Annotated in this window: 11 protein-coding genes; 2 read left to right on the top strand and 9 right to left on the bottom strand. The window is 37.6% G+C overall.

Features of this window, described 5'->3' with window-relative positions:
* Positions 1-2 precede the first annotated feature (2 nt).
* On the bottom strand, positions 3-230 hold the full coding sequence (locus OK18_RS15770; RefSeq protein WP_050021299.1) for a hypothetical protein: 228 nt from the start codon (positions 228-230) through the stop codon (positions 3-5).
* 98 nt (positions 231-328) lie between these two features.
* A complete protein-coding gene (locus OK18_RS15765; protein ID WP_053328617.1) occupies positions 329-841 on the bottom strand; it encodes a methylated-DNA--[protein]-cysteine S-methyltransferase in 513 nt (170 codons plus the stop codon).
* 187 nt (positions 842-1,028) lie between these two features.
* Between OK18_RS15765 and OK18_RS15760 the strand changes: the two genes are divergently transcribed.
* Both OK18_RS15760 and OK18_RS15755 read left to right on the top strand, forming a co-directional pair.
* Positions 1,029-1,883, top strand: a complete 855-nt coding sequence (locus tag OK18_RS15760; protein WP_053328616.1) for a hypothetical protein — start codon at positions 1,029-1,031, stop codon at positions 1,881-1,883.
* Between the two features lie 15 nt (positions 1,884-1,898).
* Entirely contained in the window at positions 1,899-2,939 is a 1,041-nt protein-coding gene (locus tag OK18_RS15755; RefSeq protein WP_053328615.1) for a hypothetical protein, read from the top strand.
* 152 nt (positions 2,940-3,091) lie between these two features.
* Here the strand turns inward: OK18_RS15755 and OK18_RS15750 are convergent, their stop codons facing one another.
* The 7 genes from OK18_RS15750 to OK18_RS15720 form a co-directional block, all read right to left on the bottom strand.
* Complete coding sequence (locus OK18_RS15750) at positions 3,092-4,150, bottom strand: alpha/beta hydrolase (RefSeq protein ID WP_050021303.1); 1,059 nt, start codon at positions 4,148-4,150, stop codon at positions 3,092-3,094.
* Positions 4,134-5,402 (bottom strand): PepSY-associated TM helix domain-containing protein, encoded by a 1,269-nt coding sequence (locus tag OK18_RS15745; RefSeq protein ID WP_082129209.1) that lies wholly within the window; start codon positions 5,400-5,402, stop codon positions 4,134-4,136. Before OK18_RS15745 ends, OK18_RS15750 begins: the two co-directional genes overlap by 17 nt.
* A gap of 118 nt (positions 5,403-5,520) precedes the next feature.
* On the bottom strand, positions 5,521-7,707 hold the full coding sequence (locus OK18_RS15740) for a TonB-dependent siderophore receptor (protein WP_053328614.1): 2,187 nt from the start codon (positions 7,705-7,707) through the stop codon (positions 5,521-5,523).
* Between the two features lie 196 nt (positions 7,708-7,903).
* Positions 7,904-8,404 carry a hypothetical protein gene (locus OK18_RS15735; RefSeq protein ID WP_053328613.1) on the bottom strand — a complete coding sequence of 167 codons (501 nt, stop codon included), beginning with the start codon at positions 8,402-8,404 and terminating at the stop codon, positions 7,904-7,906.
* Positions 8,405-8,516: 112 nt separating this feature from the next.
* Positions 8,517-8,966, bottom strand: a complete 450-nt coding sequence (locus OK18_RS15730) for a hypothetical protein (protein ID WP_053328612.1) — start codon at positions 8,964-8,966, stop codon at positions 8,517-8,519.
* Positions 8,967-9,135: 169 nt separating this feature from the next.
* The gene (gene carB / locus OK18_RS15725) at positions 9,136-12,315 is read right to left on the bottom strand and encodes a carbamoyl-phosphate synthase large subunit (protein ID WP_050021306.1); all 3,180 of its coding nucleotides are present in this window, start codon (positions 12,313-12,315) and stop codon (positions 9,136-9,138) included.
* A 46-nt stretch (positions 12,316-12,361) separates the two neighbouring features.
* A complete protein-coding gene (locus OK18_RS15720) occupies positions 12,362-12,724 on the bottom strand; it encodes a four helix bundle protein (RefSeq protein ID WP_053328611.1) in 363 nt (120 codons plus the stop codon).
* Between the last annotated feature and the right edge of the window lie 3 nt (positions 12,725-12,727).

Below are 12,727 nucleotides of genomic sequence, written 5' to 3'. Positions count from 1 at the left end.
GATCAGAAAAGTAAATTAAAATTATTGTTATCTGTAATCATCTCACCGGCTTTTTCCAGATCACCATAAACAGGCCTGGTTAAGAATGCCCCGGAAGTAATTCTTTTTACACCTGAGTTTTTAAGAGTAATATAGCCTGCTTTTTCGTATGCCTTTGCACTTTGTACATTCCATACATTTCCTGATAATAGAGGCTCTTCATTTTGATATAAATTTTTGAAACCGATCATTATTCTTTTTTTTCAAAAGTACCTCTATTCTTACAGGACATACAACCGAAAAATGAACAAGTATTTTATTGCAGGCTGAAAATATTCAGCACCTGCGGTTAAAAAAGAATTGCTTTCTCCAGCTCCAGCAGTTTCTGTTTTCTCCAGATACCACCTGCGTAACCTACCAGTTCACCATTGGAACCAATCACCCGGTGGCACGGAATTAAAATAGCAATCTTGTTAATCCCGTTAGCTGTTCCTACTGCACGGATGGCCTTGGGATTTCCCAGGAATTCGGACTGCTGTTTGTAAGTTCTTGTTTCTCCCATCGGAATCTCACGCAGCAACTGCCATACCTGTTCCTGGAACACGGTTCCTGTTGTATATAATGGTACCTCAAAAGTGCTTCGTTTTCCTTCAAAATAGTCTTTCAGTTCGGCTTCCAGCTGCTCAAAATGCGGGTGTTCCTGTTCTATAATTTCTGCTTTTATAGCTTTTGATAAGGAACGGATCTGCTTTTCAATATTTTTCCGGTCTGTAAATTCAAGCAGGCAGATACCCTGTTCTACAGCACAGGCTATCATCTCTCCCAGTGGAGTATGTATGGTTTTCTGATATATAATTTCCATTGGTTTAAAAATACTATTTTTTCAGGATAGTATTTCCCAGTTTTAGTTGATCCATCGTGAAATGCATTTTGCATATTCTTTCTTTCCCCAGGAATCCTGCCTTCAGTAATTTTCTACCATTCTATTTATTTATTTGCTGTTCCAATGAGAATGGGTAATTTTATAGTTCTAAACATGAATCACCATAATGCTCAAAAAAACATGTCTTTTCCTGCTGTTTTCTGCCGGATTTTTCGGGATGAAGGCTCAGCAAACTATCCCCTTCCGGATTACAAAACATAATAATATCATTATAAAGACCCTTGTCAATAAAAAGGACTCACTTGACCTGATGTTTCAGATTGCCATGAAAGATGGCTCTCTGTCCCCCGGACGACAGCGGAAAACAGATCATATTATTTTTAATAAAGAAAAAGTTAGCGATCACAACATTGTACAAACCGGAAATTTAACTTGGGAAAATGTACGCTTTTTTGATAATGAATTATCAGGTCATGAAGCTGACGGAAAGATCGGGACAAGACTTTTTGAAGGAAAAACATTTAAAATTGATTATGATAACAGCCAATTTGTTATTTATGACAAAGAGCCTGATCTGAAAGGCTTCCAACCTCTTACAACCATTTTTGATCATGACGCTTTTTATATTTCAGCAGACAATACCATAGATGGAAATCGCCGGCAAAAAGCTTATTTTGCATTGCAATCCGGCTATTCGGGAGGAATTTTATACAGTAATGACTTTGCAGAAAAAAATGAGCTGGATAAAAAATTAAAAATAACCGGAGAAAAGATGCTGAAAAATTCCCACGGGCAAAGCATTATTACCCAACAAGCCATTCTCCCTTTTTTTACACTTGGAAATATTGTTTTCAAAGATATTCCTGTAGGTTTCTTTGCAGGTGACTTAAAGACACAAAATGTCAGCTATTTCGGTGCAGACATGCTCCGGAGATTTATCTGGATCTTTGATGCAGACAGAAAAACTGCCTATATCAAACCCAGCAGATATTTTTCAGCCCCTTATTACAAACTTAACTAAACACTCGTATATTTCATGCTACGAAAACATATTAAGATCAACACTGCTCTAAGTATTTTACTTGTCCAACTGACTCTTGTCAGCTGTCAGAAAGGCAATAAAAAAACAGCTGCCGAAACTGTAAAAACAGCCAACGATTCCATCAAAGCCACTCCTTTGGTTACTCAGGAAGATACAATGGATTACAGTAATTTTCATATTTACAGTATCTCCGTAATGTCTTCTGCAGAAAAAGATGCGTTGGCAGATGTTTTTATCTCTGTATCTGATATTTATACCGACCCGCACCCGATACAGGAAGGTGCTTTAAAAAAACAAAAGGATATTCCGTTTGAACAGATTCAATATCTGGAACTTGACGCCCAGCATAGGAAAAAGATGATGGATGCGCTGAAACTGACTGAAAATGATTTCCTTTATATTTTCAATTATGCGTTAAATACACTTCAGCAGATCCCCATACACAAGCTGAAAGCAGTTGCTTATTTAAGTCCTTATGAGTCGGATGGTGAAGAAGTTGACCCGGATTCCTACATGATAGGCTTTCAGATTGAACACCTTCAAAACAATACTATCTACGACAAATATACGAATGCCATTGCTTATTTTGGAAGTAAAAATCCATTCATTGAAGGCAAGATGCAAGCTATAGCCTGGAAAAAAGCGGGTGCTGATATTGGAAAGAAATATTTTAACCATCCAAAACTGAAATCCGGAAATACATACCAGGCCCGGTATGAAAATCTTACTTATTATCTGCAGGATTATCTTGAAGAAGAGATGGTAATGGAACGTAAGCTTGCTGTTTTCAATGACCGTAATGAAAAGATATTTGAAAGGACTATAACGCCGGCCGGAAATGATGGTGCTGAACTTTCTCCTCTCAACGGAATAGAAACTGACGAATCTAATTTAATGCAATGGACAGGTTATCTTTTCAAAGGAAAACCCCCTGTAATTTTCGGATTTACTGTACAATCGTTCGGCTGTCCGTCCATTACATTTTTAGACAAAGAGGAAAAAGATATGGTGATTAATTGTGATAACAGGCATTAAGAACTTTTCCAGCCCGGTGAGTAGATAATTCGGAAACTGTTTATTACCTTACTTTTCAGGCTGATCTTTATTATAAAATATAAACACACCCTATATGCATTATGTAGGGTGTGTTGGTACATTTACTGACGGCAGACTTCCTTTTTACCGGATTATTTTATGTCCGGATAAAGCTTATTCTTCAGATTCATGAAATAGGTTTCCGCATTTTTAAATTCGTTGTTTTTCATAAATTTGATGATAATATTAAGATAAGATTCCGAAGGGATAAATTCAGCCCCTATTGTATCGGAAAACGTTTTATATTTTTCTTCAAGCTGTTCCGGACTTTTGGCAAATTCTTTAATATTGGTCCTGAATCCGTTGAATATAAATTTCAAAGCTTCATAATTTCCGGGATAAGAAACGGTTCCATGCACTTCACCTTTAAAGAATGTATGTTTATAATTCAATGTTCCGTTTTGCTCAACAATGGTTCTGAATTCATTGATGGCCTGGGTCATATCGGAATTCCAGTTTTTCTGCTGTTCTTCATTATCTGCCTGGGAAACATATAAAGATTTCTTTGCCGGGAAGTTTTTGTTTTTCTCCAGATAATCTCTTGTTTTTGAAATCAATATTTTATGATCCCACCACAGGCTCGGGTCATTTGCGACATAAGCATTGAAGTCATCCGGATGGGTAAGAAAAGTATGAATGGCAAACAATCCGCCAAATGAGTGCCCTACCAGAACAGAATACTCCTGGGTTCTGTACTGTTTACGGATAAATGGTTTCAATTCTTCCTGTATGAAACTTCTGAAATTTTCACTTCCTCCGCTATCTGCGAAAAGAATCAGATTGGGGTTTACCGGGCTTTTCTTTTGGGATTTTGTGGGAGTAAGATCCCTGGTTCTTTCCGTATTTTTAATTCCCACCACAATGCATTCCGGGAGGTCTGCGTATGGAGGCCTTGACAGAAAATCTGTCATTCCGGCGTAATATTCAAAATTATTTTCACCGTCTAAAAGGTAAATTACCGGATATTTTGCAGGGCTGATACTGTTGTCATCATAGGTTTTAGGAAGGTGTACCCAAATTTCCCTGTTCTCCTTTAAAATTTTTGAAAATAATATCTGTTTTTCTCCTACAGTTACTTTTTCCTGTGCTTTCGTTTCTGAAATAAAAATGATCAGCAGTGCAAAGCATGCCCATTTAAACCATTTGTTCATAGTGTTCTTCTTTTCTATGTTGATGAATATTTTTAATTTCTTTTGCTTTTTTCGGGGATTTGTTTCTTCTTCCCCACCAGATCAGAAATCCTGTAACAGGAAGACTTGTGCAGATTATACCGATAATGAAAGTGAATATTTTCCCGAACATCCCTCCCCAATAGCCTACGTGGAGATCAAAGTTTGTATGTTCAATCACTTCATGCATCCTCACTTTTTCAGGGTAATTGATTTCATTTCCTGTATACTTATTGATTTCCATCCTCTTACCATTCATGATACTTTTCAAGCCGATAAACTGAGCTGCCACCACATGGTATACTGTTGTGGAATCTTTTCCCGGGATACCTATCCTGACCTGCCTGGCTTCAGGAAATTCTCTAAAGCTTTTTTCTACAAAAGAGGCATAGGACAATGATTTTTTCTGAGAATCAAATTCAGGCTCATACTTTTCAGCAATTTTGTGAGCATCTGTAACGCCACCAAAAGCTTCCTGGGTAAGATCTGACAAAACTTTATAAGCCATGATCAATCCGGTAATGGTAATAAATATTGCCGGTAATACTGAATAGAAGCCAAAAACATTATGAAAATCATAATTCCTGCGGCGCCATTTTGTTCCGGATTTGATTTTAAATGCAGCCGTCCTTGTCGTTTTGTTCCATTTTTTTGGCCACCACAATATCAAACCGCCTACCAGCTGAATGAAAAAGATAATAGAAGCAATGCCTACTACCGTTTTCCCTAATTTCCCAGCCAGTAACTGCGCATGGATATGAGCTACCACATAAAAAAATTCATAGCTTTTGGTAGAACCGATCACTTTTCCTCTATAAGGATCCAGATAGTGGTAGGCAAATACTCCTCTGGGACCACGTCCTTTTGGTTTTGCTGCTTTTTCTGCATTTTTATTTTCTGGTGGCTGAGTTGCAGAGGCCACCCGGAAACTCCGGTTCGCATCTTTATAAGTATCGAAATAAAAAGGTTTCCTGTCCGGAACCTGCTGATGAAACTGAACAAGAAGTTGTTCGGGAGTCATTTTTTTTATATTAGCCGGGGCCTGAACATATTTAGCACTTCCTCCGAACAGGTCAATAATTTCATCACAAAAGACAAATATTGTTCCTGAAAGGGTAACGGTGAATACAATAATTCCGGAAACGAGTCCCAGCCAGAGATGCAGCCATCCTGTAATTCTCTTTGTCAGGGATTTTCCTTGTTTTTTCCTGAGGTTAGTTTTTTTGTTTTCCATATCTGCTGATCAGGTTATCTGGTTGCTGGAATGCAGGAACTTTTCAATAATACATTAAGTGGCAAAATCTTAGTGTCTTGCATTTTCCAACAAAGGATATATTCTTTAAGTTTTTTAATTAGAATTTGAAAGCGAAGTTGGCCAGGATTTCCCTTGGCTTCTGTGGCTGACCATAGAAATTCCAATAGGTCTGATTAAGGGCATTATTCATCTTCAGGCCAATTCTGTATTTTTTCTTATCATAGAAAATAGTGGCTCCCGCTGTAGTGTATGACGGTGCCAGAAAATGATTGGTGATATTAATGTAAGTTTTATCTACAAAATTAAACCCAGCACCGAAACCTAGTCCTTCATAAGTTCCGTCAAGAATCTTGTAGCTTGTCCAAAAATTAGCTACATGTTTGGGTGTCCATGCACTTCTTTTTCCGGCATCCCTGCTTCTGTCATCAAATTTATTGTCATTATATCCATATCCTGCGATGATATTCCATCCTTTAACCGGATTAGCTACAACATCTATTTCAAACCCCTGATTCTTAATATTTCCATCCTGGAGATAAAGGCCTGAAATTCCTGACGGATCTGCGATCAGACGGTTTTTGATTTTCATATTATAGTAACTCACCGTTGTTAAAAGCTTTTTACCGAATAGATCTACCTTAAATCCGGCCTCAAACTGATTTCCTTGCTCCGGTTTATATTCAATAAAGGTATTCCCGCTTTTATCCCTGGGGTCCCGGGTAGGTGCTACGTTTTTAAATCCGTTTACATAATTGGCAAAGAATGAAATTTCATTTTTGATGATCTCATACACCAAACCGAACTTCGGAGCAAATTGAGTTTGTGTATATTTTCCTTTTCCTTCCACTCCATTTGTAATGATATTGTTATTTTTATAGTTATCCATCCTTAAACTCGCCATCACCAATAGATGATCTGTAATATTAAGAACATCGGATGCGTATACACTGAATGTGGTTACTTTATTGACATCATACATGGTTCCGCTTCTCGGAAGCCTTTTAATGACATCCCTTGATATGGAAGTCCATGGAGAACTGTCATCCAGCATTACAATATCATTTCCTTCAGGTGTACCATAGCTATCTGTAAAAACTCCATTTAACGGATACGGGGCAAAAACGGATGAGCTGCTGCCCACCTTAAACATCGGGTATTGATTCTTACTTGTCTGCTGGAAATAATCTATTCCCACTACCAGGCGATTTCTGAGCTTTCCGATTTTAAAATCTCCGATAAAATTTTGTTGAATATTATCAGTCGTTATTTTATAACTATCAAAAGGCCGTATGCTTCTACTGACTGAATTGTTATTCAAATAGTTTAAAACTAAAAATATGGCTTCATTTTCATTTGCTTCCCCTCTTTGATAAGATGTTCTGGAAGTCCACCGGTCGTTGAACTTATGAGTTACTTCGGCCATAGTTACAAAGTTGGTTCTTTTTGAACCGATATCATTACTGGTGAATGATCTGTCATGAGCCCCGGCAAGATCCTTCATGGAACGAAGTGTTAATTTTTCAGACTGCCTTACATAGGCATTTAGTGTTTTTTCCGGGGCATGGAATTCGGTATCCAGTGTTACTGTTGTTTTATCACTTACTTTATACAGGATGCTTCCTGAGAAAAACACTCCTTTGTTGTAACCGGCATCCTGAAAAGAGTCCTGGGAATATGCCGCCACATTGAATCTTGCCAATGCTGTTTTCTCTTTATTTAAAGGGGTATTTACATCTGCTGTAATCCTGTTCATTCCCCAGCTTCCTGTGGTATAACTGATAATTCCACCGAAATTTTCCTGTGGCTTTTTGGTGATCACATTCACTACACCGCCATAATTGGCCAATGTTCCCCCAAATAAGGTTCCTGATGGCCCTTTAATTACTTCTACTCTTTCAATGTTTGCTATTTCTGACTGGACTCTGGGATTTTGTGTTAATCCATTTCTAAAACTGGCATTTGAACTGAAGCCTCTCAGGAAAATATCATTTCCGTTGTCGTTGACACTGTTATTCACTACTACTCCAGGGGCAGAAGCCATGGCTGTATTAAAATCGATGGCACTCATTTCACTGATGATTTCCTTTGGAACCAGGTTATACACCGTGGGATTTTCCAGGTTTTCTAAAGGAAGTCTTGCTATTGATTCTGATTTCTTCGTTCTGTAATTCTGGGTTCCCTTAAGGGATACGGATTGGATTTCAGCTACTTTAATGGTATCGGCTTCCTGAGCCCATAGCATGGTTACTGCCAATAAAGATGCAGAAATAATAGTTTTTTTCATTTTATAATTAAGCTTAGTGTCGCTAAATTAGTTTATTTTTATTGATTCTAAATAAAAACATGATGGAAATCATAAAATTTCACTCTAAAAAAGGCCATAAATAAAGGGTTTTCGGAAATCGAAAACCCTTTATTTATTATTGAAGTTATTTTTAGTTAAAACATTCAAGCATCCTGTATAATTATCAATTATTCATCTATATTACCGCACCTACCATCATAGACATATAATAATTGGCACAATGTAATGCAGTGATTAACAGTATTTCTTTATTGGGAAATGTTTCAAAATGTTCAGTGGTAATTATTTGATATTCATAATTCATCAGTTTCCATGACAAATTGGGCTTCAACACCAAAAGCTCAATTCCTTCCTGATCCGTAAGTACAAATGAATCTTTAAAAACACCTCTGTGCTTGAAAACATAGCCATTTTTCATTCCGTTGAAACTGGTTTGAATGACAATTTCTCCAGTCCAGTTCATCCTGAATTTCAGGAGTACCTGCTCTCCATTCTTTAATTCAATAGTAGTTCCCCAAAAACCTTTTGGCTCAATCTGATAGCGTTGATGTTCTGCAGTTTCAATTTCAGCATTAAATGTAAACCAGCTTTTATAAGTAAGGCTTCCAACTAATTGGCTGCTTTTTGTGATTTCAAAAGATAAAGAGTTGTTTGATTTTACGTGGTATTCTGCCATGGTTATTTTTTGATTGGGTGGAATTTTTATCAGTTTTTAAATCGCATTAACATCTTGAATTTTAACGCTCTAATTTATAAATAAATTGCAAAAAAAAACAACATGGAAGGCATTACTTAATTTTGAAGATATAATCATTTTTTATTTTATCAGAATTTTCATTCAATTCTTTAATGGTATACACCTTATCATCAATTTCAATACTGGCAATCCTCCAGTTCCAATGATAATTATGCGCTTTTTCAACCCGCATAGTAGATTCAGGTCCCATTTCCACTGTAATACTGGTACTATCAATTTTTATTTTTCCCAGTGATTTAATATTTTTTTCTCTTTTAAAAAGTCTTGGGTTCACTACATCATCTATGTAATTGAAGCTAAATCTTCCGTAGGTGTCTTTTTCCAAAGAGTTTACAATATTTCCGGGATAATTTATTTTTATTATTTTTTTAGTCCCGGTTAAATTCTGAAGGTAAAAATCGGTGGGGATGGAACATCCTGATAATGTAAAAAGAAAGATAAAAGCAATAAACGAGCTTAAGAATTTTCTGGTTATAATCATGACGTTTTTATTGAGCTAATAAACTTTTTAAATATAATAAAAATCCAAATTCCAGGTAATATAGTTTCACACAAGAATTCTTTGACAAAGTATAAAGGAAGAGAAATACCAAACAAACAAAACCCAGCAAGAAAGCTTGCTGGGTTTATTATATTTACTTTTATCCGAATTACATCGTCTCCATTTTGAAGCTCATGCTTTCGATTACTTTTAAGATTGCTTCCACAGTGTCCATTGATGTTAAACAAGGAACTCCATTCTCTACACTCATTCTTCTGATCTGGAATCCGTCTCTTTCGGCTTGTTTACCTTTAGTAGTTGTATTAACTACATACTGAACTTTTCCTTTCTGGATCAGGTCGATCAGGTTTACATCCTCTTCTCCGATTTTGTATCCGATTTTGCATGGGATGCCTTTTTCTTCAAAGAACTTCGCAGTACCTTCCGTAGCCCAGATTCTGAATCCTACTTCATGGAATCTTGCTGCAAGAGCTGCTGCTTCTTCTTTATGCTTATCGGCTACCGTAAACAAAATGGATCCATGCATCGGAACTTTTCTTCCTGCAGCAACAAGACCTTTATAAAGTGCTTTCTCCAGCGTTGTATCTTTCCCCATAACCTCTCCTGTAGACTTCATTTCCGGCCCCAGGGAGATATCCACTTTCGTCAGTTTTGAGAAAGAGAATACAGGAACTTTCACAAATACTCCTTCTTTGTTTGGAACCAGACCGTTTTTATAACCAAGATCTGCCAGCTTCTGTCCTAAGATTGCTTTCGTTGCAAGGTTGGCCATCGGAACGTCTGTAATTTTGGATAAGAAAGGAACTGTTCTTGAAGAACGCGGATTTACTTCGATTACATATACATTGCCCTCGAAAAGAACGTACTGGATATTCATTAATCCGACAACATTCAGTCCTTTTGCTAATCTTTGGGTGTAATCAACCAGCGTGTCGATTTCGCTTTGAGAAATATTCTGTGGCGGATACACTGCAATAGAGTCTCCGGAGTGAACCCCCGCTCTTTCGATATGCTCCATAATTCCGGGGATTACTACAGTTTCACCGTCGCAGATGGCATCTACTTCGATTTCTTTTCCTACCATGTATTTGTCTACCAAAACAGGGTGCTCAGGACTTGCATCTACTGCATGTTCCATGTAATGAGCCAGTTCTGATTCTCCATATACAATCTCCATTGCTCTACCTCCTAAAACGTAGCTTGGACGCACCAATACCGGGTACCCGATTTCATTGGCAATTTTGATGGCTTCTTCTTTTGAGGTGGAAGTTCTTCCTTTTGGTTGAGGAATACCAAGTTCCTGAAGTGCTTTTTCGAATTTATCCCTGTTTTCAGCTCTGTCAAGGTCTTCCAGTGAAGTTCCTAAGATCTGTACTCCGTGAGAAGCTAATTTATCTGCAAGGTTGATGGCAGTCTGGCCACCGAACTGTACTACTACTCCTTTAGGTTTTTCAAGTTCGATGATGTTCATTACATCTTCTTCCGTCAATGGCTCAAAGTATAGCTTATCAGAGATGGAGAAGTCTGTAGAAACTGTTTCAGGATTATTGTTAATGATAATCGCTTCGTAACCCATTTCTTTAATTGCCCATACCGAGTGAACTGTTGCATAGTCAAATTCAACTCCCTGCCCGATTCTGATAGGTCCTGAACCTAAAACGATGATCTTTTCTTTATCTGAGACAACACTTTCGTTTTCTTCTTCGTAGGTCCCATAGAAATATGGTGTTTCGCTTTCAAATTCAGCAGCGCAGGTGTCTACCATTTTATATACCGGCATTACCCCGTTTTCTTTTCTGAAGTTGAACACTTCACGTTCTGTTACCTCCCAGAGAACTGCGATATTGATATCTGCGAAACCTAATCTTTTAGCTTCAATTAAAGTTTCTTTATCAAATTTATTAGCAGCAATTACTTTTTCAAAGTCAACCAGTTTTTTCAATTTCCAGATGAAGAATTTATCAATTTTACTCCATTCTACGATTTGCTCCCAGTCGTACCCTCTTCTTAAGGCATCTCCGATGATGAATAGTCTCTCATCATCACACACCCTGATTCTTCTTTCAATTTCTTCATCAGTAAGGGCCTGGGCCTGCTTGGTTTTTAATCCCAAATGTCTAATCCCTGTTTCCAGTGAACGGATTGCTTTCTGTAAAGATTCTTCAAGGTTTCTTCCGATCGCCATTACTTCTCCTGTTGCTTTCATCTGAGTGGAAAGCCTTCTGTCTGCTGTTTCGAATTTATCGAACGGGAATCTCGGGAATTTAGTCACCACATAATCCAGGGCAGGTTCAAAACACGCATATGTTTTTCCTGTTACCGGGTTCATGATTTCATCCAGTGTTAATCCTACTGCAATTTTCGCAGCAATCTTTGCAATCGGGTATCCTGTTGCTTTACTTGCTAACGCTGATGAACGGGAAACTCTCGGGTTAACCTCAATGATATAGTAGTTGAATGAATGTGGATCCAGCGCTAACTGTACATTACAACCTCCCTCAATTCCCAAGGCTCTGATGATCTTAAGAGAAGCATTTCTCAGTAACTGATATTCTCTGTCTGAAAGCGTCTGAGAAGGTGCTACTACGATAGAGTCTCCTGTGTGAACTCCTACCGGGTCAATATTTTCCATGTTACAAACTACAATGGCGTTGTCGTTTGCATCACGCATTACTTCGTATTCTATTTCTTTGAAACCTGCAATTGATTTTTCGATAAGACACTGGGTAACCGGGCTGTGCTTTAATCCCAGCTCAGCAATCTCCTTCAATTCGGCTTCTGTGGAAGCAATACCGCCTCCCGTTCCTCCCATGGTAAAGGCAGGACGAACAATGACAGGATACCCGATTTCATCAGCAAAGGCGAGGGCTCCTTCTACTGTATTTACAATATCAGATTCAGGAACCGGTTCATTCAGTTCTCTCATCAGCTCACGGAAAAGGTCTCTGTCTTCTGCTCTGTTGATCGCAGAAAGCTTAGTTCCCAATACTTCTACTTTGCATTCTTCAAGAATTCCTGATTTTTCCAGTTCTACCGCCATGTTAAGTCCTGTTTGCCCTCCGAGTGTCGGCAATAATGCATCGGGACGTTCTTTTCTGATGATGTGGCTTACAAACTGTAATGAAATCGGCTCGATATATACTTTATCAGCGATTTCCACATCTGTCATGATTGTTGCAGGGTTTGAGTTAATCAAAATTACCTTGTAGCCTTCTTCTTTCAGAGACAGACAAGCCTGCGTTCCTGCGTAATCAAATTCAGCTGCCTGACCGATGATGATAGGTCCTGAACCGATTACTAAAATTGTTTTTATATCGTTTCTTTTCATAGGGGTTTAAAATGTAACAATTTATCAATCTAACAGTGTAACAATGTTACTGCCCGTTTTCATTTGATAAACTTGTGCTTAAAATTTTATAAATAATCTTTCCAATTTCTATAATCTGTGTTTCCAAATTTTCATTAAATGGATAACTTTGAGAGTGTTTACACAGGTATAACCAATATTTTGTTTCTTCAAGCTCTTTAGCGGCAATTTTGACTTTATTCACAAAATCTTTTTTACTGTATGGATTTTGTGCTTCAAAGGAATTTGCACCAATACTTGTTCCGGAACGTAATAATTGTTTAGCAATAATAAATTTCTTTTTACTTTCCAATAATTCACAGTACTCTATAATATCTAATGAGAACTTAACGGTTTTTTCAATTAAAGGATTGTTTTCGAAATTGATCATTTT

The sequence above is a fragment of the Chryseobacterium gallinarum genome, assembly GCF_001021975.1.
In the GTDB taxonomy this organism is placed as follows: domain Bacteria; phylum Bacteroidota; class Bacteroidia; order Flavobacteriales; family Weeksellaceae; genus Chryseobacterium; species Chryseobacterium gallinarum.
This window is presented reverse-complemented; position numbering and strand designations above follow the sequence as displayed.

Coding starts and splice junctions, on each gene's coding strand:
- OK18_RS15750 (WP_050021303.1), bottom strand. CDS start 4,150: ATGAACAAATGGTTTAAATGGGCATGCTTTGCACTGCTGATCATTTTT.
- OK18_RS15755 (WP_053328615.1), top strand. CDS start 1,899: ATGCTACGAAAACATATTAAGATCAACACTGCTCTAAGTATTTTACTT.
- OK18_RS15735 (WP_053328613.1), bottom strand. CDS start 8,404: ATGGCAGAATACCACGTAAAATCAAACAACTCTTTATCTTTTGAAATC.
- OK18_RS15770 (WP_050021299.1), bottom strand. CDS start 230: ATGATCGGTTTCAAAAATTTATATCAAAATGAAGAGCCTCTATTATCA.
- OK18_RS15720 (WP_053328611.1), bottom strand. CDS start 12,724: ATGATCAATTTCGAAAACAATCCTTTAATTGAAAAAACCGTTAAGTTC.
- OK18_RS15730 (WP_053328612.1), bottom strand. CDS start 8,966: ATGATTATAACCAGAAAATTCTTAAGCTCGTTTATTGCTTTTATCTTT.
- OK18_RS15760 (WP_053328616.1), top strand. CDS start 1,029: ATGCTCAAAAAAACATGTCTTTTCCTGCTGTTTTCTGCCGGATTTTTC.
- OK18_RS15740 (WP_053328614.1), bottom strand. CDS start 7,707: ATGAAAAAAACTATTATTTCTGCATCTTTATTGGCAGTAACCATGCTA.
- carB (WP_050021306.1), bottom strand. CDS start 12,315: ATGAAAAGAAACGATATAAAAACAATTTTAGTAATCGGTTCAGGACCT.
- OK18_RS15745 (WP_082129209.1), bottom strand. CDS start 5,402: ATGGAAAACAAAAAAACTAACCTCAGGAAAAAACAAGGAAAATCCCTG.
- OK18_RS15765 (WP_053328617.1), bottom strand. CDS start 841: ATGGAAATTATATATCAGAAAACCATACATACTCCACTGGGAGAGATG.